The organism is Gemmatimonas sp. (genome assembly GCF_031426495.1).
Classification (GTDB): domain Bacteria; phylum Gemmatimonadota; class Gemmatimonadetes; order Gemmatimonadales; family Gemmatimonadaceae; genus Gemmatimonas.
Window position 1 is genome coordinate 94,667 of record NZ_JANPLK010000037.1, and the last position, 23,196, is coordinate 117,862.

Consider the following 23,196-nt stretch of genomic DNA (forward strand, 5'->3'; position numbering starts at 1 on the left):
CTTTCGCAAGGCCCAATGACTATCCGACGTCGTACCGCTCCGCTGATGGCCACATTCCTGTTTGCTGCGTCGCTGGCTGTGCCGGCATCGCTCGCCGCGCAGGCTCCGGTGCTCGGCACCGTTGATTTCAATGGCGACCTGTCGAGTAACGGCACCGTCGGCGGCTACGCCGTGTCGCCGTACCGGGGCGCGCTCACGGGATTCAATGCGCAGTTCGGCGTGGGCGGGGTGACGCCGCTCGACAACGCAATCATCTGGTGTGTCGACTTCCGTAACTGGGCGAACTCCAGCGCCGACAGCTACTTCTCGACGGCCTTCACGACCAACAGCGGCGGCATCGTCGGGAACGGCGATTTCTCGAAGACCCGTCGGAACAGTCAAGCCGACTACATGAAGGCCGCCTGGCTCATCGAGCACTACGATGCGACGGCGGCGATTTCCGGTGCAGGGCTCTTCAACGCCGAGAACATCCAGGGCACCATCTGGAACATGTTCGGCGGCACGTTCGACGGCACCGGCGATTTCTACACGCTCACGCTTCCAACGACCATCACGCTGACGCGGAACTGGTTCGTGCTCTCGGATGACAACGTGGACGGCGAGGCGTCGAGCCAGGAATACCTCACCTACACGACGGCGTCGCCGTCCACGACCTCCGTGGTTCCGGAGCCTTCAACCTACGCGCTCATGGGCGCCGGCTTGCTGGCCTTGGGTGTCGCTTCGCGCCGTCGCAAGCGCAGCTGAAGAGAGCTGCCCGCAGTATGCGCTGGCCGTCCCACGAGGCCACGTCACGATAGACATTGCGCATCCCCCGTCTGGTCATCGCACCGACGGGGGATTGTCGCGTTGGAGACGGCGCCAGGCCCGTCCGATGACCGCACTCGCACCGCCGGCCAGTGCGCCGAGCGTTGCCGCGAAGGTGATGATGGGTTCGCGCGTACCGTCGTCACCGAGCAGAACGGCCAACAATTCGCGGCGCAGCTTCAACACCACCGGCGACGCCACCTTGATACTGTTGAAGTTGCGGTCGTAACGCGCGCCGACACCTTCGATCAGCGCCGCCGTGCGTGCGAAGTACACCAGTTCGCCGGGCAGCACGATCGGCCAGTTGAACAGTTCGCGCATGACGCGATCGGCGATGGCGCGGGCGCGATCTTCCATCGCGCCGTCCTGATAGGCGATGTCGAGGAGTACGCGAACCAACTCGCGCATCGTTTCGCGCTCGGTGCCCGGCGCGACCATCCCGAGGGCGAAGAAGCCGTCGGTGGTGGCGTCGGGATCGCGGCGAATGGCAGCGATGATCGTGTCGAACAGCGCCTTGCGCACCGGCACACCCACGTCGATGACCATGCCGAAGTCGAGCAGCACGATGCGCCCCTGCGCGTCGACCAGCAGGTTGCCGGGATGCGGATCGGCATGAAAGACGCCGTCGCGCAGCATCATCCGCGCGTAGCTCTCGATGAGCGTCTCGACGAGGGCTTTCGGTGTCACGAGCCCGCGCGCGATCTGCGCGTCGAGCGCATCGATGCGTGTGCCCTCCATGAACTCGAGCACCAGCACGTCGCGTCTGGTGAGCGCCGTCTCCACCCGGGGAATACGGAGCCGTGGCTCATCCGAAAAGCGCTCGCGCATGCGCATGCATTGCATCGCTTCGCGTTCGAAGTCCATCTCTTCGCGCACGTGCAGGTCGAACTCGTCGAGCACCACGCGAAAGCCGAGCACATGGTGGTGTGGGAAACGTGCGTAGACGGCGTTCACGATTGCCCGCGCCAAGCGGACGTCGCGCACCACGACCGCTTCCACATTCGGGCGGAGCACCTTCACCACGACATCGCGTCCTTGAAAGCGCGCGCGGTGCACCTGTCCCAGCGAACCGGCCGCCAGCGGTTCCGGGTCGAGATGGTCGACGATGCTGTCCGGATCGGCATGCCATGCGTGCTGCAGCGCCGCACGGATCTGCGTCCACGGTACCGGCGGCACGCGGTCGGTCAATGTGCCGAGAGCGGCGAGATACGGCTCCGGCACGAGGTCGGCTCGAGTCGCAAAAATCTGCGCGAGTTTGACGAACGCCGGACCGAGCACCGCGATCTCATGTACCATGCGGCGGGCGCGGCGTTCGTGAAACGCCGGCGTGCGCGTCATCGGCTCTCCCCCGCGAATCCAGCGGCGACGGTCGCGTAGAAACGACACGACGAGCGGCACCAATCGCCAGAGAATGACGATCAGCCGCGGCAGGTCACGCCACGGCATCAGTCATCGCATCGAGGATGAGTTGGTCGGCATCGAGCCCAGTCAGACGCGACGTCGTCGTCCATAGCTGTTCAGCGCGGGCGTCGTCACGAGCGGTGCGTGACGGGCTCACGCGGCGGCGCCTCACCCAGTACTCGCCCGACCTCTCGATCGCCTCGGGCGCCGAGGACAGCCACACCAGCGTGTCGGCCCCTTGAGTCGGCGTCACGGATACCACATCCATGACGCGCCGGAGCAGGCGCCCCATTCGCCCGTTGTTCGTGGCAAACCGCGTACTGACCACGCCGGGATGCAGCGCGTGCGTCACCACGCGCGATGGATCGAGACGACGCGCGAGGGCGCGCGTGAACCAAATGTTGTAGAGCTTCGAGTTGGCGTATTGCTTCCACCCGCCGAAGTGGCGCTCCAACTGCAGATCATCGAGAACCGGACTCGCATTCTCGTGCGCGCGGCTGGATACGCTTAGCACGCGCGCCGGCGCACCCGGTCGCGCTGCCGCGACCAAAGGCGCCAGCAGGCGCAGCGTCAGCGTGAAATAGCTCAGATGATTCAGCGCGAACGTGCGCTCGAAGCCGTCTGGCGTGACCTCGCGATCGAGAAACATCGCGCCGGCGTTGTTGGCCAGGACGTCGATGCGGGGCAGGCTCGCCAGCAAGCGGTCGGCCAGATCGTGAACCGCCTCCTGCCGCGACAGGTCGGCGATCTCCCATGTGACCGCTCGGCGGCCAGACGGATGGCCGACCTCGCTCATGATCGCCTGCGCCGCCGCCGCGGTCTTCGCTTCGTTGCGCCCGATCATGACCACCGTGGCGCCACCAGCGACATACCGGCGCACCGCGGCTTTGCCGATGCCATCACTGGCGCCGGTCACGAGCACGGTCTTGCCTGCGAAGGCGCTTGAAGTCGGCGGGTTCGTCATGAGTAGCTGGAGGGTAATGCCGCGCGCGTGCGCGTCGTACCCGTTCAACGATGCAAGAACGTCGTCGGTTCGCACGAACTGGCGAATCGACGACGTGGGATCCCGCGAGAACCGGTGCCTTGGAGGACCGTCGCTCGATCAGTTCGCGATCGCCGCGATGGCGATGGGACCGAGCGTGCCTGCCGTCGCCGTCGCGGTTTGCTGGCCGGCCTGCGGGCCAAGCGTCCACCGCACTGTGACTTCACCGAGCGCGTTGGTCACCGCCGACTGGGGGGAGATGCTGCCACCACCACTCGTGATCGCCAAGCCGACGGTCTGTCCGGGAATCGGAACGTTGAATCCCCCCGTGACCCGCAGCACGATCTGGACGGTCAGCGCCGCACTTGCCTTCCCGGTCTGGTTATTGCCCTGAGCGATCACGAGATCACTCGGCAAGATCCCGTTGGCGCTCAGCGTCACCGGGTCCAGGCCGGGAGCGGTACCGGTCATGGTCTGAACCTGCGCGCCGGGGCCGAGCGTCCAGCGTGCCTTCACTTCACCGTTGGCGTCACTGACCACCGTGCCCGGATCGACCGAGCCGCCGCCCGCGAGCACGTTGAAGCTCACGGGGATCTTGGCGATGGGGGCGCCATCGGTACCGATCACCCGGAGCACCACGGGTGTGGGAAGCAGGGTCCCCGCAGCAGCCGTCTGCAGGTGTCCCTGCACGATCGTCAGCTGCGCCGCCGCCGGTGCCTCCACGGTCTTGGTGCAACCGGGGAACGCCAGAAGCGTCGGGACGGCCGTAAGCAGCGCGGCAAGCAGATGTGTGGGTCGGGCGGAACGCATGGTCTCGTCGGTCGGGGTACTCCTCTCCGGCTACCAGTATCGGCCGGTCGTCCCGCCGAGTTGAGCATGACTTTTCCGAAGGCGCAATCGAGCGCCGGATCCCTCCGTCACCTACATTGGTGATCCCATGACCGTAACTCCTTTGCACGCTCCGCGACCGCTTCGGTCGACCGACTCCGAGTCGCCGGACGGGGTCCGCTGGCCCACCGGACTGGGTCCAGATATTCCGCCGGCGCGTAATCCCGGCACGGCCCTCGACCTTGCGCTGGTGCGGGCGACCAAGGTCAATCGCAGCGCCGTCGAACGCCGCGTCGCCTCCCTAGGTGGGCGACGCACGGTGAAGAAGGAGTGGCAGGCCGCCTGGCTGTTGCGCGCCATCACCTGCATGGATCTTACCACGCTCGCTGGTGACGACACGCCCGGCAACGTGCAGCGACTTTGCGCCAAGGCGCGCCATCCGTTGCGTCGCGATCTCGTCGACGCGCTCGGCGTGCGCGACCTTGGGCTCACCGTCGGCGCGGTGTGCGTGTACCACCAGTACGTCGCGACCGCCGTCGAGGCCCTGAAGGGTTCGGGCGTCCCCGTGGCCGCCGTCTCCACGGGCTTCCCCGCCGGCCTCTCTCCGTTCGAACAGCGTCTTGCCGAGATCCACGCCTCGGTGGCCGCTGGCGCTACGGAAATCGATATCGTCATCACGCGGGCCCACGTGCTTACCGGCAACTGGCACGCGCTGTACGACGAAGTGCGTGCCTTTCGCGACGCCTGTGGTGAGGCCCACCTGAAAACGATTCTCGGGGTCGGTGAACTCGCCACGCTTACAAACGTGGCCCGCGCGAGTCAGGTGGCCATGATGGCTGGATCCGATTTCATCAAGACCAGCACCGGGAAGGAATCCAGCAACGCGACGCTGCCCGTGGGACTGGTGATGACGCGCATGATCCGCGACTTCGGCTCACGAACGGGATTCGAGGTAGGGTTCAAGCCCGCCGGCGGTATCCGTACAGCGAAGCAGGCGTTGGACTGGCTGATCCTCATGAAAGAGGAACTCGGTGATCGTTGGCTCCGTCCGCATCTCTTCCGCTTCGGGGCGAGCGGTCTGCTCACCGACGTCGAACGCCAGCTCGAACATTTCGTAACGGGTCGCTACGCCGCGGCCTATCGCCAACCCATGGTGTGATCCGCATGGCTACCACAACGACACCCACGGGCGGCACGGTCCGCGAAATCTTCGACGCCATGAGCTATGGTCCGGCGCCGGAAGGCGATGCCATCGTGCGCGCCTGGCTGGCCGGCCACCAGAACCGCTTCGGCCACTACATCGGCGGCGTTTTCACCGATGCGGCCGCCGACGAGTCGTTTGAGGTGCACGATCCGTCGTCGGGCGCCCTCCTCGCCCACGTCGCGCAAGGGAGTGCGCGGGATGTCGATGCCGCCGTGGCGGCCGCGCGTGCGGCGTTGCCGGGATGGCAGGCGCTCGACGACCACGCTCGCGCCCGTTGGATCTACGCCATTGCCCGCGGTATTCAGAAGCATGCGCGACATTTCGCCGTGCTCGAGTCGATCGACAACGGGAAGCCGATTCGCGAGACCCGGGACATCGACATCCCGCTGGTTGCGCGGCACTTCTCATATCACGCCGGCTGGGCGCAGCTGCTCTCGGCCGAATTCCCCGGCCAGCACGCGTACGGCGTCGTCGGACAGGTGATCCCCTGGAATTTTCCGCTGCTGATGCTCGCATGGAAAGTCGCGCCGGCGCTCGCCGCCGGAAACACGGTGGTCCTCAAACCCGCCGAGTTCACGCCGCTCACCGCGTTGCGCTTTGCGGAACTGATGCAGGAAATCGGCTTGCCGCCGGGCGTCTTCAATCTGGTCACCGGTGACGGCCGTACCGGTGCGGCGATGGTCGATCATCCCGACGTCGACAAGATCGCATTCACCGGCAGCACCGACGTCGGTCGCGCGATCCGCGTCGCGACCGCCGGATCGGGCAAGGGCCTTTCGCTCGAACTGGGTGGCAAAAGCCCCTTCGTCGTATTCGAAGACGCCGACCTCGATAGTGTGGTCGAAGGCGTGGTGGACGCGATCTGGTTCAATCAGGGACAGGTCTGCTGTGCCGGGTCGCGCCTGCTCGTGCAGGAAGGGGTCGCCGACCAGCTTATCGCAAAGCTACGCGATCGTATGGAACGGCTCCGGATCGGCGCGCCGCTCGACAAAGCCATCGATATGGGCGCGATCGTCGCCCCCGTGCAGCTCGAGCGCATCAAGCAACTCTGCGCGCAAGGCGTCGAAGAGGGCGCCACCTGCTGGCAGCCCTCTTGGGCTACGCCCGCCGAGGGCTCCTTCCATCCGCCCACGCTGTTTACGAACGTCGCGCCGTCGGCGACCATCGCGCAGGTCGAGATCTTCGGCCCGGTGCTGGTCAGCATGACGTTCCGAACGCCGGAAGAAGCCGTCGCGCTGGCGAACAACACGCCGTTCGGTCTCGCCGCCAGCGTGTGGAGTGAGAATATCAATCTCGCGCTCGACATCGCACCGAAGCTCAAGTGTGGCGTGGTGTGGATTAACAGCACCAATCTGTTCGACGCCGCGGCCGGCTTTGGCGGGTATCGCGAGTCTGGCTTCGGTCGCGAAGGTGGACGCGAGGGACTCGGCGAGTATCTGAAGCCGATACGCTCGCATGAGCCTGCGCCGTCGCCGGTCGATGACAGCGCCGCGCCGGTGGTGCTCGCCGAGAGTGACGACGTCGCTGACGCGGCGCTGACAGCATCGGCACTGCCCGCGATGGATCGGACGCCGAAAATGTTCATCGGCGGCAAGCAGGCACGGAGCGACTCCGGCTACTCGCGACGCATTCTGGGCGCCAACGGTCGCGTGGTGGGCGAGGTGGGCGACGGCAACCGTAAGGATCTGCGTAATGCCGTCGAAGCGGCGCACGCCGGTGCTGGATGGTCCAAGCTCACCGGCCACCAGCGGTCGCAGATTCTGTTTTACATCGCCGAAAACCTGTCGGCGCGCGAATTGGAATTCGCTGCACGGCTGTCCGCCATGACGGGCGCTTCCGCTGTCGATGCGATGCGCGAAGTCGAGGCCTCGATCTCCCGGCTGTTCACGTATGGGGCCTGGGCTGACAAGCACGATGGCGCGGTGCACGACGTGCCATTGCGTGGCGTGGCGTTGGCAATGCACGAACCCATCGGCGTTGTTGGTGTGGCGTGCCCCGACCCGTATCCGTTGCTCGGTCTCGTGTCCCTGATCGCCCCGCTGCTCGCCGCTGGTAATCGCGTGGTCGCGGTGCCGTCCGAACGATACCCGCTCTCGGCGACTGATTTTTATAGCGTGCTCGAAACGTCGGATGTGCCATCCGGGGTGGTCAATATCGTGACGGGTCCACGCGATGCGCTTGCCAAAGTGCTGGCGGAGCATGACGATGTCGAGGCCGTGTGGTACGTTGGATCACGAGCCGGAGCCACCGCCGTCGAGAAGGCGTCTGCCGCCAACTTGAAGCGCACCTGGACCGAATGGGACGGTCGCGAATGGCTGGATCCGCGGGTGGGCGAAGGCCGTGAGTTCCTGCGGCGTGCCGTGCAGGTCAAGAATATCTGGATTCCGTACGGCGAATAACACCGCGTCGTCACGCCGGAGCGCGCACTTCAACGCGCTCCGCTGACGCCGTGGCGACGCCATGACGTAGTGTGCAGTTCATGCGACCCAACTCCAACATCATGATCGAACTCCCGGCCTCTCCGGAGGCGTTCCGCGACGCTGCGTGGGACGACATCCTGCCGTATTACGAGCACCTGGCCACGATCCACCTCGAAGCGACAACGTCCGTTGTCGAATCGTGGTTGAGCACCTGGTCGCGCCTCGATACGCTGGTTGGCGAGGCCGGCACGCTCGCCATGATTGCATACACCGGCAACACCGCCGATACCGCGGCGGAAACCGCGTATCTGCGTTTCTCCATGGAGATCTTCCCGAAGCTGGAAGAGCAGGGCGTTCGCCTTGCCAAGCGGCTGCTCGATCTCGGTTGGTCGCGCGACGACTTGGAAACCACGATTCGACGCTTCCGCACCGACATCGAGATTTTCCGCGAGGCCAACGTCGCGCGGTTCTCGCAGATCGAGGAGTTGTCGGCTGGCTACCAGAAGATCACGGGTGGTCTGAGCGTCGATTGGGACGGCACACCGAAAACGATTCCGCAGCTGCAGCCGTACCTGAAGTCGGCTGACCGCGCGGAGCGCGAACGCGCGTTCCGCCTAGGCGCCGAGGCGTACATGGTGAAGCGCGACGAATTCGCCGATCTGTTCGACAGCATGTATGTGCTGCGCGACGCAGTCGCCAAGGAAGCCGGTTTCGCCGACTACCAGCGCTACTGCTTCGCCGCCAAGCATCGCTTTGACTACACGCCGGAAGACACCGCGCGCTTCCACGACGCGGTGAAGCAGACGGTCACACCGGCCGTGGCGCGTCTGATGGAGCATCGCCGCGAGTCACTCGGCGTCGCGGTCCTCCGCCCGTGGGATGTCACGGTCGACCTGAACGCCGACGAGCCGCTCAAGCCGTTCGCTGATGTGGAGACGTTTATCGATCGCGCGTCGAACATCTTCCAGCGCGTCGATCCCGAGTTGGGTGGGCAGTTCCGGATCATGGCCGATGAGAAGCTGCTTGATCTCGAGAGCCGGCCCGGTAAGGCTCCGGGTGGTTACTGCACCGATCTGTCGTTTCGTGGTCGCCCGTTCATCTTCATGAATGCCGTTGGCGTGCCCGACGACGTCCAGACGCTCGTGCACGAAGCGGGACATTGCTTCCATGACTTTGCCACGCATTCGCTGCCATTTACGTGGCAGCGGCGGACGGGCCACGAGGCAGCCGAGCTGGCGTCGATGAGCATGGAGTTGCTGGCCATGCCGTACTTCGTCGCGCCCGATGGCTATTACACGCCCGATGAGGCGCGTGTCGCATGGCTCGAGCATCTCGAGGACGTGCTGGGAAGCCTCGTGCACATCGCGAGCGTCGATGCGTTCCAGGCATGGATCTACACTGATCCCGCCGGCGCCGACCGCGATGCGCGTGATGCGAAGTGGCTCGAACTTCGCAAGGAATTCGAGTCGGGCGTCGACTGGACGGGACTCGAACGTGAGCGAGTAGGCCGTTGGTATCGTCAGCTCCATATCTTCGAGCTGCCGTTCTACTACATAGAATACGGGCTGGCCCAACTCGGCGCGCTACAGGTGTTCCGCAACGCTGTGGCCGACGCCGGTGATGCCGTCGCGGCATACAAGCGTTTCCTCAAGCTCGGCGGCACCCGACCGCTGCCCGAACTCTACGCTGCGGCCGGCGTAAAACTCGTGTTCGATGCGGAAACGATGGCGGAACTCGTGGCCTTCGCTGAAGAGCGCATTGCGGCGTTACGCGCTGGTGCCGATGCGCCGTTTCGTGGGGTGGTGCCCGTCTGATCCGGCTGGTTGCACGAAACTTTTGCCTCCCGCGATCGTATCCCGGACATGACCCTTTCTCTCGGAGCTTCAATGCGATTCGCACGACACGTCGGCGTGGCAGCACTGGTCCTCAGCGCAGTCTCTGCGCGTGCCCACGCGCAGCTGCCCACTGTTCAGCAGGTGTTCGATAAATTCGCGACGGCGGTCGGTGGTCGGGAGGCGTGGTCGAAGGTGCAAGGCCGCAGCGACAAGGGTACGGCCGACATCACGTTCGCGGGCATCTCCGGCAGCTACGAGCGGCACAGCGGCGCGCCGAACAAAATGCGCATGATCATCGACCTCGGCATGGCCAAGGTCGATCAGGGCTTCGACGGCACCGTCGGCTGGGCCGTGCAGCCGATGGCGCAGGCGCAGCGCATGCCCGCCGAGCAGGAGCGGTCCCTCGGCGAGTCCATGCAGGTGGGCGCGGCGTTTCTCGATGTCAGCCGATTCGCCAAAGCGTCGGTCGACGCCAAGGAAATGTTCGACGGTGTGGAGTGCTACAAGCTCTCCATCACCTCGAAGTTGGGCGAAGAGCGCAGCGAATACTTCGAGGTGGCGACCGGTCTGCGTCGCGGTGCCGTCACGAAGACGCCCATGGGTGAGCAGAAGTCGATGTTCCGCGACTACAAGGCGTTCGAAGGCAAGCAGATTGCCACCAAAGTCGTGCAGGTCACGCCGCAGGGCGACGTGATTCTCACCACCACCGAAGTGTCCTTCACGCCCCCGGATCCGTCGCTGTTCAAGGCACCGGACGGGATCGCGAAGTAGCGCGGCCGAGTACACGCCCCGCCAGCGCAATTCCGCTCAGCCACGCGCGCTCTACCGAAGGGTGAGAGCGTCGCGTGGCGCCAGCGGCGCCCCAGTCGCCGCAGGCGCCGATCCCTCGCGACTCGTCGAACACACACGCGTCGTCAAGACCCGTCTGCACCCGGGCATAGCGCCACCGATGGGAGACGGCGTAGGTGATGTCGCCCGCGATCTGAAGCTGCGTGCGCAGCGCGTCGGACACCCACGATGCGATGTCGGCCGGCTCCGACTCGATGTGATCGGCGCTCCAGCCGCCTTCACTGTGCACCACCCAGGCCTCGTCCGTGGAGCGACCCCTGCGCGAGGACTGCCGCCAGGCCCGATGCAACATCGGGAGGTCGGTGCGTAGCTCTCCACCCACGAGTGACTCGCTGACCAGCGCCGGCGGTGGAGCGTCAAACACAATCATGCTGCTCCAGCAGGGGAGCATGCTGACTCCAGCCAGCGACTGTGCAAACGCCACTGGCTGCTCGATCGTGCTCATCAGCACAGCGGCCTGTGGCGCGGGCGTGGCCAGGAGAACGATGTCACAGTCGTGTGCAGCCCCTTCGCGGTCTGTAATCGCCCATCCAGCGCCCGCACGGGCGATCGACGCCACGTGCACCCCGGTCTTCACCGTGAGGTCGCGCGCCAGGTGCTTCGGCAATGTGTTCATGCCACGCGCGCCTACGTACTCACCCTCGTGCATCGGCTGCAGGACACCATCCTGGATCCACGATTCGGCGTAGCGCGCCAGACGAGCGTCATCGAGTCGGAGGGACGGCGCGCCATGGTCGAACATCCACTGGCCTTCGCGGCGCGTACTGATCCGCCCGCCCACACCGCGACTCTTGTCCAGGACAGTCACCGCGATGCCGTGATCATGCAGCGTGCGCGCGCACGAGAGCCCGGAGATTCCCGCGCCGATCACGGTCACGCGTGGTGATAGGCCGGCCGACCGGCTCACGTGCGCGCGATACGCCGGAAAGTTCATGCGCTGCCGGTGTTCGTCCGATCGCCGAGGTCGTACGGTGCCGAGCACGCCGACTTCCGGCGTGAACGGCCGGTCGAACTGGCCCAGACACCAGAGCAGTCCGCCGTAACTGGCAGGGTCGCGTCCATCCAGCGCGTACCGGTGGTTCAGATCGATCAGGCGTTCCAACGACTCCGACGCATTCGTCGACCACATCGGAATCGCCTTGCCCCACGTCATGCGTACGTTGTTGTGCAACTCGCCGTGAACGCGTAGCGATTGCTGTGCCGTGTCCCACAGCTCGTCGCCGGTGCCGCTGCGCGCGAGCGTCTCCCACGTGTGCCGTGTGCGGGTGTCCGACTCGTGTCGCGCCAATGTCTCCCGTGCCCACACGGGAATGGCGTCGAGCGTGTCGGGGGCATCGTGCCAATAGCAGAACGCGTAAGCGAGCTCACGCCACACCAACAGCTCATCGAGATACTTGACCGCGCCGTCACCGCCGCGTTCGGTACACTCCCGCACGATGCGGAACGTGGACACCATGCCGTAGTGGAAGTACGCCGACATGCGGCTCACGCCGTCGATGCTCGGGTCGTTCCGCTTCGCTGCGTAGCGGTCGAGCCGACCCGCGGTCACAAACGCACGCCAGCGCGCGTAGCCCGCCACGGTGCCACCACGCGTGTGCGGCACCGGTGCCACGCCGTGGTCGATCTCGCAGCGTGCGACCATCGCCGCAATATCGGCGTCGGCCAATCGCAGCGGTTCATACGGCAGGTCATCCGGCACAAACGCGGGCGTGTGAGGGGCTACATCGGTCCAATCAGCGGAGACCCGTGCAGCACGCACAGCTGCGGTCGCGTCGCGAAAAGCGAACGCGCGTGTATGCGCCGTGCCCACCAGCGGCATCGGTACCACGCAGGCGGTATCCACGCTCCACACGGGACAGGTCGCGGCCTCGGCCAACGAATCGGTCAGCCAATCGAGCGGTGCCACTGGCATGGTCTCCGTCACAACCAGCGCAGCGCGGGCAGCCAACGTGCGGAGCGCCGGTCCCCGCTGTCCGGGACGCTCCAGGTGAAAGGCGTAGCCGATACCGCGCGCTACGCACTCGGCCTCGACGTCGCGCGCACCTTCGAGAATGAAGGTGTGGTGCCGGTCCGACGCATAGGGATATTTCTCCGAGAGCGCGTGGTACACGAACACCGGCAGGCCGAGTCGTTGACCGGCCGTCAGCGCGACATCGAGCGCCGGGTTTTCGTGCGCGCGCACGGCGGTGCGCATCCAGTAGATCACGAAGCGGCCGCCGGATACGCAGGCCGCGGAAGCCGAGTGGTCGGTGATCCGCTCGGCGAGATGGTCGGGGAAAGAATCGGGTCGGAGCACGCTGAACAACGCGCTCCGACCCGATCTCGTGCCAACATAGACCAGCGGCGGCCTAAACCGTCTTTTTCGCGTGCGGCGGCTCCGGTGGGGATTCGGGCCCGATGCCGTCCGGATCGAAGTGCTTCTGGTCGGTCAGCAGTTTGGCGAAGGACCAAGCCGTGAGGCCCAGCACGAACGTCCAGCTGACCGCCATAAAGGCAATGGCTCCAACAGACATCAGGCCTCCGCACGGTTGGTGTCGATCTCCACAAAGCCCTTACGATCATCGTACTTGTTCCGCTTCCACGCCGTGCGGATGAAGAACAGGAACACGATGACGAAGAGCACCAGAATACCACGGGAGATCGTGATGTACGGCATGTCGACATCCGACACTGGCGTCGCGCTGCCCGCCGAACGCTGATTCAGCAGGATCGGCAATGCTTCGTCTTTACCCCACCACGTGAGAATGATGAGCAAATACAGCGGCGTCACGTACGTCATGATGAACTTGAAGATCTTCGGAATCTGGATGTCGGCACCCATGTGGATCGACTTCCACGCATTCTCGGGCTTGAAGATCCACACGAAGATGATGACCTCCGTGATGGCCACCAGCACCAAACCGAACGTGCCGACCCAATAGTCCCACTCGTCAAGGAAGCCGTGGCCGAGCCAGGCGACATGCATCAGGCCCAGCGCGAAGCAAATCGCGCCGAACGACCACGCCACCGTCTCACGCTTCCAGCCGAACTCTTCGCGGAAGAACGCCGTGATCGGCGTCAGCATGGATACCGATGACGTGATGCCGGCGAAGAACAGCAGGCCGAACCACATCACGCCCAGTAGATTGCCGATCGGCAGGGTCTTGTCGATCTGCTGGAACACCACGGGCATCGTGGCGAAGCCGAGGTCGAACGAACCACCTTGCGCAATCTGCATCGCGCCGGCCACGCCGAAGAACGTCACGGCCGCCGGAATCGCGATCGACCCGCCAAGCACGACTTCTGCGGTTTCGTTCGTGGCAGCGGTCGCAATTCCGTTCAGCGCGATATCGTCTTTCGTGGAGAGATACGACGCGTACGCTTGCAACGAACCCATGCCGACCGACAGCGTGAAGAAGATCTGCCCGGCGGCAGCTAGCCAGATGCCCGGCGAACCGAGGCGCGAAAAATCCGGCGCGTAGATGAACTCGAGACCCTGCGCCGGCGTCGCACCGACTCCCGGCTGCGCCGGCAACGTCAACACCACCCCCGCCAACACGATCGCGAACAGGAACAACACCGGCATGCCGATCTTGGCCAGCTTCTCGATCCCGCCCGAGATACCCTTGGAGAGCACGTAGATGTTGATCAGCATCGTGAAGGCGAAGAACGCATACGGCGTATACGCCGTGTGGTACGCCGTGCCACCCGCCGGGGTGAGCCCCTGGAACGACCGCAGATAGCCGATCATGCCTTCCTGCGTGGTGATCCCCCAGTAGTCCTTCGTCGCGGAAAACACGGCGAAGGCCAGCGTCCAGCTTTCGATGTACGTGTAGTAGATCATGACGCCGAGCGGCACGACCATACCCACCACGCCCACGTACTTCGCCGCCGGATGCTTCCACAGCGCAGCGAACATGCCGGGCAGATGCCCCTTGCGGTATCGTCCGCCATTGCGTCCGACGCCCCACTCGATCCACATGAGCGGGATGCCAAGCAGCAAGAGCGCGATGAAGTACGCGATCATGTACGAACCACCACCGTTGGCGGCAGCCTGACGCGGAAAGCGCAGGAAGTTGCCGAGACCGACCGCATTTCCCGCCATGGCGAGAATGAGACCGATTCGACTACCCCAAGCTTCGTTTGAGCCGGAGTTGGACGAGGACAAGCGTGCTCCGATTGAGGAAAAAGGAATTGGACAGCGGGACGACAGTTCGGCCGACCACTAGCGACGTACGACCACTCCGTTCTTCATGACGAGTTCTACGGCGCGGAGCGCGCGGATGTTCTGGCTGGGGTCACCGGACACCGCAACCAGATCAGCCAGCAGCCCCGGCGCCACTCGGCCAAACTCATTCTCACGATGCATGATGCGAGCGTTGACGCTGGTCGCCGCCTTGAGCGCCGCTACCCGCGTCATACCGTATTCCACCATGAGCTCGATCTCGAGCGCATTAGTGCCGTGCGTGAAGACGCCGACATCGCTGCCGTTGCAGATCGTCACGCCCGACGCCAACGCCGCTTTGAACATCGCCTTCTTCTGCACGATCCCGGCGGGGTCCGGGTCGACACCCTTCTTCCATCCGCGATAGCGCGTGGTGCTTTCCGTCGCCGAGAGGGTGGGACAGAACGCGACGTTGTGCTGCTTCATGAGCGCGAACACCTCGGGCGTCGCCATGTCGCCATGCTCGATGTCTTCCACCCCGGCCATGATCGCGCGGGTCATGCCCTCCACCGTGCTCGCGTGCGCCACGACGGGTCGGCCACTCGACATCGAGGTCCGCACGATCGCGGCCAACTCTTCCGTGGTGAACGTGGGACGTGCCTCGCCGCGTGGGCCCCACCGATAGTCGGCGTAGATCTTGATCCAGTCCGCACCGTGCCCGATCTGATCACGCACGACCCGCGTCACGCCGTCGATACCGTCCGCTTCTTCCGCGCCCTGCGGCACACCGATCTCGACGCCAAATCCCTTGGGACCGTACGAACCGGTCGCCACGATTGCCTTCGTCGTCACGAAAAGGCGCGGCCCGGGAATGATCCCCTGATCGACTGCCTCCTTGAGGCCCACGTCGGCATACTCGGCGCCTTCGGTTCCCAGATCCCGGAGCACGGTGAAGCCCGCGTCGAGTGTCGCCTTGAGGTGATTGACCGCGCGCGCTGTGCGCAAGGCGAGCGACTCACGCAGCACCTGATCGTTCCACGGCGTTTCATCGTACGGATGCAGCAGCACGTGACTGTGCAGGTCGCTCATTCCCGGCATGAGGGTCGTGCCCGGCAACGCAATACGCTCGGCGTCGCCGGGTACCGCGACGCTGGCTGCTGGACCAACAGCCGCAATTCGTGCCCCTCTCACGAGGACGACCCAGCCGCGTTGCGGCGCGTCGCTCGTGCCATCGAATACCGCATCGGGGACGAGAAGGATCGGTTTGGCCGACGGGGCCGGTGCTGTGGGTGGTGCGCTCGCTGGTTGTGCGCTCGCCGGGTGGGCGGACCACGTGAGGCCGATCAGGGTCGACGCGAGCGCCAGCGCTGCCCGCGTTGCACGATTTCGGTGACGCATCAGGAGGTCCGGACAGTGGCGTTTTCGCCAGTGGAGAGAGCGGCAGGGACGAGTCCGGACACACCGCCGGACACTACGAAGGCCATCGCATCGGCGCTCGCCACATCGAGCGCCCGCACGCGGGTTGCCAACACGAGATGCAACTGGCCGGAGAAGTTGTACGAGTGCGGGCAGTACACCGCCACGTACTGCGACATGCCAAGGTGTGCCAGCGACTCCTGCGTCACGAAGCCCACTAACCGCACACCGCCATCCGGCGCGAGGTCCAACGAGACCGGCTTGTCGAAGCGGCGCTTCTCGCCCACAAAGGCGTTCAACAAATCCTTCGTTGAGCCGTAGAGCAGGCGCACGAACGGTAGGCGCCCCATGAGACCCTCCAGCACGTTCACGGCCGATCGCGTAAGGAGGTTGGATCCGAGGAAGCCGACCACGGTGATCAGCAGCAGCGTTAGCACGAAGCCCACGCCCGGCAGTCGTTTCCGGATTTCCTCGCCTCTGTACGGTACGCTGCCGAGCCAGCCGTCCACATTCGTGAAAACCAGCCAGCAGACCCACACGGTTACGACCAGTGGGGCCAGCAGCACGAGTCCGCGTACGAAATAGCCGAGCAACCGTCTCATCGAGTTCCTCACGCGGTCGAAGCCGCGCCGTTAAGCTTTCCCCAACATGTGCTGGCCCAAGTTGGGGCTCCGTGGCCCGAACAACCAGCCCGTCTCACGTCTCGCCCTCCAGATGATGCGATCGCCAGTGATTCATTCGTCCCGCGGTACGCCGAGCCGCACCACGCGTGCCGCCTTCGCCACCGCCGTTGTCGCCGGCCTCGCTGGCGCGTCGGTGCTTGACGCCCAGTCGGCGACCTCGGGGCAGGCGCCGGGACCCGCCAACCCGTATACCAGCGTGTCGCGCTGGTCGCCGCCGCCCCTCCCGACCGGCAAGAAGCCGATCACGCAAGACACGTACGATGAATGGCGCACCATTTCCGGGTCGTCGCTCTCGAACGACGGCAAATGGGCGGCGTACACGCTCAGCCCCGTCGTCGGCGAGGGCGAACTGGTCGTGCGTGCCACCGCCGTCGCCACGGAGTATCGCGCGCCACGTGGCTTCACCGGTCGGCCGCAGCTGCAGCCCGCCGCCGACTCGGCGGCACAGTTCTCGGCGCAGCCCGCGCAGTTCAGCGCCGACGGCAAGTTCGTCGCCTTCACGACGTACGCGTCGCGGGCCGACGTGGAACGCGCGAGGATGCGTCGTGGCACGCCCGCGCCACGAAACGGCCTCGGCATCATGAACCTCGCTGACGGCACCGTCACGCGCGTGGCCGGCGTGCGCTCCTACCGCCTCGCGCGCAATGGTGGACGGTTTCTCGCCTACCTGCTGGAAGACACCGCCGCCGCCCCTCGCAACGCGGCCGGTGCGGCGCCAGCCGCTCCCGTCGCTTCGGCCGGGTCGCGTCGTGAGAACGGCGTTACGCTGGTGCTGCGCGATCTGTCCGGTGGCACGGAGCAACGCATCGAAGGCGTGACGGCCTTCACGTTCGATGACGATGAGAAGTGGCTCGGGTACACCGTGACCACGCGCGACGGTACCGGGAACGGGGCCTTCGTGCGCGCGCTGCCGTCGGGCGCGGTCACGCCGCTCCTTACCGGACAGGCCACGTATCGCGGGATGACGTTCGACCGGAAGGGCACGCAAGTCACACTGATCTCCGACGTCGGTGATTCCACGCCGAAGCCGAAGATGGCGGTATACCATGCCTCGCTCGTGCCGGTGAAGGGCAAGCCGGTCGCCGCGCGCAAGATCGTCGCCGCGTCGGAAGCTCCCGCCGGCCTGCTCATTGCCGAGCGAGGCGCGGTGAGTTTCACGCGTGAAGGCAACGGCGTGATCTTTTCCCTCGGCAACGTGCCGATGGACTCCATCCCTGCCGATTCACTCGTCGACAAGGCCGGCTACGATCTGTGGCACTGGAAGGTCGCGCAGATCCAGCCGCAGCAGAAGGTCACGGCGAATCGCGATCGCAACCGCACGTACACCGCCCTGTACACCATCGCGACCGGCAAGTGGACTCAGCTCGCCAACGACAGCCTGCGCGTGACCGTGAGCAACGACGGGCGTCGCGTGCTCGGTGTCAACTCGGTGGAGTACGCGATTCCGCAGTTCTGGGGTGAGGGCGCAAGCGACGCGTATCTCATCGATCCGATCACCGGCGCGCGCACGCTCATCGCCAAGGGACTCGACGGCAACGCGCAGCTGTCGCCGAGTGGCAACTACGTCACGTGGTTCGAGAAGGGACAGTGGGTGTCGTACGCCGTGGCCACTGGCAAGCGGACCATCCTGACCGACAAGCTGCCGGTCAAGTTTCAGGACGAAGAGTTCGATTCGCCCGACGTGCCACCGCCGTACGGACTCGGTGGCTGGAGCACGGCCGACAAGCGCGTGCTGGTCTACGACCGCTTCGACATCTGGGAAGTCGATCCCGCTGGCGTGGTCGCTCCGAAGAATCTCACCGACGGCGAAGGGCGTCGTGCCGGCGTCACGTTCCGTGTCGTCGACCTCGATCGCGACGATCCGTTCCTCGATGCGAACACGCCGCTTTTGTTGCGCGCGGTCGATACGCTCACGAAGGCTTCTGGCTTCTGGCGTGATCGGATGGGCGCCGATGCGAAGCCTGAGAAGATCGTGATGGCCGATCGCAACCTGAATGGCTTGCAAAAGGCGAGGAACGCGGAGCAGTATCTCCTTACCCAGAGTACGTATCGCGAGTTTCCGGATCTCTATACCGGAACGACCATCGCCAGTACCGCGAAGATCTCGAATGCCAATCCGCAAGACTCGCAGTATCCGCGCGGCACGGTGGAACTGGTGTCATGGTTGAACGGCGATGGCATTCCGCTGCGCGGTCTGCTGCACAAGCCCGAAAACTTCGATCCGACCAAGCAGTATCCGATGATCGTGTACTTCTACGAGAAGCTCACCGACGGCTTGCACAACTACGTTGCGCCGTCGGGACGCAACACGGTCAATCCGCTCGTCTACAACAGCCTCGGCTACATCGTATTCCAGCCCGACATCATCTACACGGATGGACAGCCGGGACCGAGTGCCGCCAAGTCGATCATTCCCGGCGTGCAGGCGCTGATCGCCAAGGGCTTCGTTGATCCGAAGCGTGTCGGCATCACAGGACAGTCGTGGGGCGGCTACCAGTCGGCCTATCTCATCACCGTCACCAACATGTTTGCGGCTGCCGTGCCCAATGCGACGGTGGTGAACATGACGAGCGCGTACGGTGGCATCCGTTGGCAGTCGGGGCTCGCCCGCGCGTTCCAGTACGAGCACACGCAGAGCCGCATTGGCGGGTCGCTCTGGCAGTATCCGGAGCGCTTCGTAGAAAACTCGCCGTTGTTCAAGCTCGATCGCGTGACCACGCCGGTGCTGTTCATGGCCAACGACAATGATGGCTCCGTGCCGTGGTACCAAGGCATCGAGTTCTACGTCGCCATGCGTCGCCTGCAGAAGGAAGCGTATATGGTCGTGTACAACGGGGATGAGCACAATCCGACCAAGCGAGCCAACCAGAAGGATATCGACAAGAAGATGATCGAATTCTTCGCGGTGAAACTTCAGGGGGCCGATGCCCCGTCGTGGATGGTGCGCGGAGTGCCGTTCCTCGAAAAGGGACGCGATCAGGTGAAGATGTCCAACACGACGGCGGGCGGCGCGGCGCCGGTTCGCCCCAACGGAGGGAAGTGATGGCGGCTGACGAAATCGACTACCAGATCATCGGCGACGACCTGCAGGCGGTCATCATTACGCTCGACCCCGGCGAAGCAGTCTTCGCCGAGGCGGGCGGGATGATGTTCATGCGCGAGGGCATCACGATGGCGACCACCCTGGATCCCAACAGCAAGGGTGGCGGGCTGTTCGACAAGCTGGTTGGTGCCGGCAAGCGCGTGCTCTCCGGGGATTCGTTCTTCGTCACGCTGTTCGGCAACGACGGAGCGCGACGTGCCGACGTGGCGTTTGCGGCACCGTTTCCGGGCAAGATCGTCCCGCTGAACCTGCGCGACTGGGGCGGCACGGTGCTCGCCCAGAAGGACAGCTTCCTCTGCGCCGCGCGCGGGATCGACATCTCCGTCGCGTTCACGCGCAAGATCGGTGCGGGCTTCTTCGGCGGAGAAGGCTTCATCCTCCAGAAGCTGCAGGGCGACGGACTCGCCTTCCTGCACGCGTCGGGGACGCTGCACGCGATCGATCTCGCACCTGGCGAGAAGCTGCGCGTAGATACTGGCTGCCTGGTGGCGTTCCAGCCCACGGTGGACTACGACATCCAGCGCGTGCCCGGCATCAAGACGGCACTGTTCGGGGGCGAAGGATTATTCTTCGTGCAGCTCACCGGACCGGGCCGTGTCATCCTGCAGACGCTGCCATTCTCGCGACTGGCCGATCGGATCATCGCGGCGGCACCGAGGGCCGGCGGCAAGCGCGTCGGCGAGGGCTCCATTCTTGGCGGCCTTGGTGGCCTCCTCGACGGCGACAACTAGGCCGCTCCCACGGGGTCGTCGCTTGGCCGGCGACGAGGGAATTCCAGGCGGCGGCTCCCTCCGCCGCCTCGAACCCTCTAGCTTTGCACCCTTATGGCCACTCGCAATCAGCCCACCACCGAGGCGCCGACTCCGGCTGCCTGGTCCATCGAATCGGCGCGCGCTCTCTACAATGTAGAGGGCTGGGGCGCCGGCTACTTCGACATCAACGAGCGCGGACGGGTCATCGTCCGTCCGAATCCGGACCGGCCGGATCTCACCGCCGATCTGCGCGACCTCGCGCATGATCTCGAAGGCCAGGGTATCGCCCTCCCGGTGTTGCTGCGCTTCTCCGATATCCTCAAATCGCGCATCGAAACGCTCAGCGAGCGATTCGACGCGGCCATGAAGGAGTTCGAGTACTCCGGTGGCTACACCACCGTGTATCCGATCAAGGTGAATCAGCAGCGGCACGTGGTCGAGGAGATCGTCAAGTTCGGCAAGACGCACGGCGTCGGCCTCGAATGCGGCTCTAAGCCCGAACTGCAAGCCGTGCTTGGCCTTTCGGAGAGCACCGAGCATCTCATCGTCTGCAACGGCTACAAGGATCACGAGTTCATGCGGCTGGCCCTCATGGGACAGAAGCTCGGACACAAGGTGTTCATCGTGCTCGAGCAGGTCAGTGAACTCGATGTGTTGCTGGAAGTGGCCGAAGAACTCGGCGTCACGCCCACCTGCGGCGTGCGCATCAAGCTGGCCAGCGAGGGCGCCGGACGCTGGGCGCAGAGCGGTGGCGAAAAGAGCAAGTTCGGGCTCAGTTCGGCGGAGCTCATCAAGCTGATCGACAAGCTGCAGGGGCTCGGCAAGCTCGGCATGTTGAAGCTGATTCACTTCCATCTCGGCAGTCAGATCACCGACATCCGTTTCATCAAATCGGGGCTGCAGGAGGTTGCGCGCTTCTATCTCGAATTGCGCGCCATCGGCGTGGACATTACGCATGTCGACGTGGGCGGCGGACTCGGCATCGACTACGACGGCACCAACTCCACCAACAATGCGAGCGTCAACTACTCGCTTCAGGAGTATGCCAACGACGTGATCTATACGATCGCCGAGGCCTGCCGCGATGCCGAACTGCCGATGCCGCATATCATCAGCGAGTCAGGCCGTGCGCTGACGGCGCACCACGCGCTCCTGCTGGTGAAGGTGATCGACGTCGAGTCGCAGGCCGAGCAGCCGATCCCCGTGCTCGATGACGAGGAACACTCGTTGTTGCACGAAATGTACGAAGATTGGCGCACCCTCACCGAGCGCGGCGCGAAGCCCCGTAAGGTGCTCGAAGTGTTTCACGACGCATCATTCGACAAGGATCGCGCCCGGAACTACTTCAACAGCGGCGTGCTGAGTCTTCGCGGACTGGCCAAGGCTGAAGTGCTCTGGCTCGGCACGATGAACGCGATTTATCGCATCGCCAAGGCCGACGAGGACACGTACGCGGATATCCTCCCCGAGCTCGAGTCGGCGCTGGTCGATCGCTACTTCTGTAACTTCTCGCTCTTCCAGTCGTTGCCCGACAGCTGGGCCATCGATCAGCTCTTCCCGATCATGCCGATTCACCGGCTCGACGAGGAGCCGGTGCGGCGTGGCACGCTGCAGGACGTGACGTGCGACTCCGACGGAAAGATCGACCGCTTTGTGGGCGACAAGAAGGGTCGTCCCAGCCTCGAGCTCCATGAGTTCCGCGACGGCGAGGACTACATCCTCGGCATCTTCCTCACGGGTGCCTATCAGGAGATTCTGGGTGATCTGCACAACCTGTTCGGCGACACGAACGCCGTGCACGTGCGCCTGAACGATCAGGGCGCCTACGAGATTACTGACTTGGTGGAAGGCGATACGGTCACCGAAGTGCTCAATTACGTCCAGTTCGGTGCATCGCAACTTCTCGCCACGTTCCGTCGTAAGGTCAACTCCGCATCATCCCTGACGCGCGAGGAGGCCAATGCCTTTATCGCGGATTACGTCGCCGGGCTTGAGGGATACACCTATCTCGAAGGAGAGGCCGCACGATGAACGAAGTTTCGGCTGACGCATCCAAAGGCAGTGTGTTCGAGGACGTGCTGGAAGTGTTGTGGGCACCGGGAAAGGTGTTCGATCGCTCGCGGGCAAAGGGTGTCGGTATGTACATCCTCGTGCTCACGGCCATCACGCTGGTCATCGTGCTGGCCACCAAGGGACTGATTCAGCCGTACGTCGATGCGAACTTCGATCTGCAGATGCGGCAGATGGCAGCGAAGGGAACGCCAATGCCACCCGAGGCGGTGGCCGCCGCGCAGAAGTTCTCTGGGTACGGCTTCATTGCGACCGGCGTTCTGCTGATCCCCATTGGCGCGGTGCTGACCGGCCTGCTGGTCTGGATTGGTGGAAAGATCGCGTCGGCCAAGTTCTCGTTCGGACAGGCGATGTTGATCGCGACGCTCGCATCAGTTCCGAAGGTGCTGGGCTTCATCGCCACGGCAGCGCAGGGAGCCATAGCCGATCCACAGTCCATTCGCTCGTTCTCGGATGCCGCCTTGGGCGCCGCGCGGTTCGTCGATCCAGTCAGCACGTCACCGGCGCTCATGGCGCTTCTTGCCAACGTCGACGTGTTCAACATCTGGCAGCTGCTCATCATCGCGATCGGGATCAGCGTCGTCGGCCGGGTGGAACGCAGTGCCGGCTTCGTCGGTGCGCTCGTCGCATGGGGGCTCGGCGTGGCCATGAGTGTCATTCCCGCATTGCTGGCCTAGCGTTCGCCTGTCGTCTCTCCACAACACC

Annotated in this window: 17 protein-coding genes; 9 read left to right on the top strand and 8 right to left on the bottom strand. The window is 64.6% G+C overall.

Annotated features, from left to right (window positions below; translation table 11 throughout):
- Window positions 1-15: 15 nt before the first annotated feature.
- Entirely contained in the window at window positions 16-744 is a 729-nt protein-coding gene (locus tag RMP10_RS09195; RefSeq protein WP_310570038.1) for a PEP-CTERM sorting domain-containing protein, read from the top strand.
- 75 nt (window positions 745-819) lie between these two features.
- On the opposite strand, the gene RMP10_RS09200 is transcribed toward RMP10_RS09195, so the two are convergent.
- The 3 genes from RMP10_RS09200 to RMP10_RS09210 all read right to left on the bottom strand — a co-directional run bounded on the left by RMP10_RS09200 (window position 820) and on the right by RMP10_RS09210 (window position 3,997).
- Entirely contained in the window at window positions 820-2,250 is a 1,431-nt protein-coding gene (locus RMP10_RS09200) for an AarF/UbiB family protein (protein WP_310570039.1), read from the bottom strand.
- Complete coding sequence (locus RMP10_RS09205) at window positions 2,237-3,244, bottom strand: SDR family NAD(P)-dependent oxidoreductase (RefSeq protein ID WP_310570040.1); 1,008 nt, start codon at window positions 3,242-3,244, stop codon at window positions 2,237-2,239. The genes RMP10_RS09200 and RMP10_RS09205 overlap by 14 nt, the downstream gene beginning before the upstream one ends.
- Before the next feature lie 63 nt (window positions 3,245-3,307).
- Window positions 3,308-3,997 (bottom strand): hypothetical protein, encoded by a 690-nt coding sequence (locus RMP10_RS09210; RefSeq protein WP_309669991.1) that lies wholly within the window; start codon window positions 3,995-3,997, stop codon window positions 3,308-3,310.
- Window positions 3,998-4,220: 223 nt separating this feature from the next.
- Between RMP10_RS09210 and deoC the strand changes: the two genes are divergently transcribed.
- From deoC to RMP10_RS09230, 4 genes are all read left to right on the top strand, one after another.
- Window positions 4,221-5,174, top strand: coding sequence for a deoxyribose-phosphate aldolase (deoC, locus tag RMP10_RS09215; RefSeq protein WP_345785789.1), 954 nt, complete (start codon window positions 4,221-4,223; stop codon window positions 5,172-5,174).
- 5 nt (window positions 5,175-5,179) lie between these two features.
- A complete protein-coding gene (locus tag RMP10_RS09220) occupies window positions 5,180-7,618 on the top strand; it encodes an aldehyde dehydrogenase family protein (protein WP_310570042.1) in 2,439 nt (812 codons plus the stop codon).
- 80 nt (window positions 7,619-7,698) lie between these two features.
- Complete coding sequence (locus tag RMP10_RS09225) at window positions 7,699-9,453, top strand: M3 family oligoendopeptidase (protein ID WP_310570043.1); 1,755 nt, start codon at window positions 7,699-7,701, stop codon at window positions 9,451-9,453.
- Window positions 9,454-9,525: 72 nt separating this feature from the next.
- Window positions 9,526-10,245, top strand: a complete 720-nt coding sequence (locus RMP10_RS09230) for a hypothetical protein (RefSeq protein WP_310570044.1) — start codon at window positions 9,526-9,528, stop codon at window positions 10,243-10,245.
- Here RMP10_RS09230 and RMP10_RS09235 read toward each other — a convergent pair.
- The 5 genes from RMP10_RS09235 to RMP10_RS09255 are packed head-to-tail and all read right to left on the bottom strand — an operon-like array spanning window position 10,217 to window position 16,485.
- Complete coding sequence (locus RMP10_RS09235) at window positions 10,217-12,619, bottom strand: FAD-dependent oxidoreductase (protein WP_310570045.1); 2,403 nt, start codon at window positions 12,617-12,619, stop codon at window positions 10,217-10,219. The genes RMP10_RS09230 and RMP10_RS09235 overlap by 29 nt on opposite strands.
- A 52-nt stretch (window positions 12,620-12,671) precedes the next feature.
- Window positions 12,672-12,836 (bottom strand): hypothetical protein, encoded by a 165-nt coding sequence (locus RMP10_RS09240; RefSeq protein ID WP_310570046.1) that lies wholly within the window; start codon window positions 12,834-12,836, stop codon window positions 12,672-12,674.
- Window positions 12,836-14,470, bottom strand: coding sequence for a sodium-dependent transporter (locus RMP10_RS09245; RefSeq protein ID WP_310570047.1), 1,635 nt, complete (start codon window positions 14,468-14,470; stop codon window positions 12,836-12,838). Before RMP10_RS09245 ends, RMP10_RS09240 begins: the two co-directional genes overlap by 1 nt.
- Before the next feature lie 57 nt (window positions 14,471-14,527).
- Complete coding sequence (locus RMP10_RS09250) at window positions 14,528-15,865, bottom strand: amidohydrolase family protein (protein ID WP_310570048.1); 1,338 nt, start codon at window positions 15,863-15,865, stop codon at window positions 14,528-14,530.
- Window positions 15,865-16,485, bottom strand: a complete 621-nt coding sequence (locus RMP10_RS09255) for a DUF502 domain-containing protein (RefSeq protein WP_310570049.1) — start codon at window positions 16,483-16,485, stop codon at window positions 15,865-15,867. The genes RMP10_RS09250 and RMP10_RS09255 overlap by 1 nt, the downstream gene beginning before the upstream one ends.
- 112 nt (window positions 16,486-16,597) lie before the next feature.
- Here RMP10_RS09255 and RMP10_RS09260 point away from each other — a divergent pair, with 112 nt between their 5' ends.
- The 4 genes from RMP10_RS09260 (at window position 16,598) to RMP10_RS09275 (ending at window position 23,168) form a co-directional block, all read left to right on the top strand.
- Complete coding sequence (locus RMP10_RS09260) at window positions 16,598-19,609, top strand: prolyl oligopeptidase family serine peptidase (RefSeq protein WP_310570050.1); 3,012 nt, start codon at window positions 16,598-16,600, stop codon at window positions 19,607-19,609.
- The gene (locus tag RMP10_RS09265; RefSeq protein WP_310570051.1) at window positions 19,609-20,400 is read left to right on the top strand and encodes a TIGR00266 family protein; all 792 of its coding nucleotides are present in this window, start codon (window positions 19,609-19,611) and stop codon (window positions 20,398-20,400) included. Before RMP10_RS09260 ends, RMP10_RS09265 begins: the two co-directional genes overlap by 1 nt.
- A 93-nt stretch (window positions 20,401-20,493) precedes the next feature.
- Entirely contained in the window at window positions 20,494-22,452 is a 1,959-nt protein-coding gene (speA, locus tag RMP10_RS09270; RefSeq protein WP_310570052.1) for a biosynthetic arginine decarboxylase, read from the top strand.
- Window positions 22,449-23,168, top strand: a complete 720-nt coding sequence (locus RMP10_RS09275) for a YIP1 family protein (RefSeq protein ID WP_310570053.1) — start codon at window positions 22,449-22,451, stop codon at window positions 23,166-23,168. The genes speA and RMP10_RS09275 overlap by 4 nt, the downstream gene beginning before the upstream one ends.
- Window positions 23,169-23,196 lie beyond the last annotated feature (28 nt).

Excerpts from the sequence above, each read along its gene's own strand:
- RMP10_RS09195 (WP_310570038.1), top strand. The coding sequence starts at position 16 with ATGACTATCCGACGTCGTACCGCTCCGCTGATGGCCACATTCCTGTTT.
- RMP10_RS09200 (WP_310570039.1), bottom strand. The coding sequence starts at position 2,250 with ATGCCGTGGCGTGACCTGCCGCGGCTGATCGTCATTCTCTGGCGATTG.
- RMP10_RS09210 (WP_309669991.1), bottom strand. The coding sequence starts at position 3,997 with ATGCGTTCCGCCCGACCCACACATCTGCTTGCCGCGCTGCTTACGGCC.
- RMP10_RS09220 (WP_310570042.1), top strand. The coding sequence starts at position 5,180 with ATGGCTACCACAACGACACCCACGGGCGGCACGGTCCGCGAAATCTTC.
- RMP10_RS09225 (WP_310570043.1), top strand. The coding sequence starts at position 7,699 with ATGCGACCCAACTCCAACATCATGATCGAACTCCCGGCCTCTCCGGAG.
- RMP10_RS09230 (WP_310570044.1), top strand. The coding sequence starts at position 9,526 with ATGCGATTCGCACGACACGTCGGCGTGGCAGCACTGGTCCTCAGCGCA.
- RMP10_RS09240 (WP_310570046.1), bottom strand. The coding sequence starts at position 12,836 with ATGTCTGTTGGAGCCATTGCCTTTATGGCGGTCAGCTGGACGTTCGTG.
- RMP10_RS09250 (WP_310570048.1), bottom strand. The coding sequence starts at position 15,865 with ATGCGTCACCGAAATCGTGCAACGCGGGCAGCGCTGGCGCTCGCGTCG.
- RMP10_RS09255 (WP_310570049.1), bottom strand. The coding sequence starts at position 16,485 with ATGAGACGGTTGCTCGGCTATTTCGTACGCGGACTCGTGCTGCTGGCC.
- RMP10_RS09260 (WP_310570050.1), top strand. The coding sequence starts at position 16,598 with ATGATGCGATCGCCAGTGATTCATTCGTCCCGCGGTACGCCGAGCCGC.
- RMP10_RS09265 (WP_310570051.1), top strand. The coding sequence starts at position 19,609 with ATGGCGGCTGACGAAATCGACTACCAGATCATCGGCGACGACCTGCAG.
- speA (WP_310570052.1), top strand. The coding sequence starts at position 20,494 with ATGGCCACTCGCAATCAGCCCACCACCGAGGCGCCGACTCCGGCTGCC.
- RMP10_RS09275 (WP_310570053.1), top strand. The coding sequence starts at position 22,449 with ATGAACGAAGTTTCGGCTGACGCATCCAAAGGCAGTGTGTTCGAGGAC.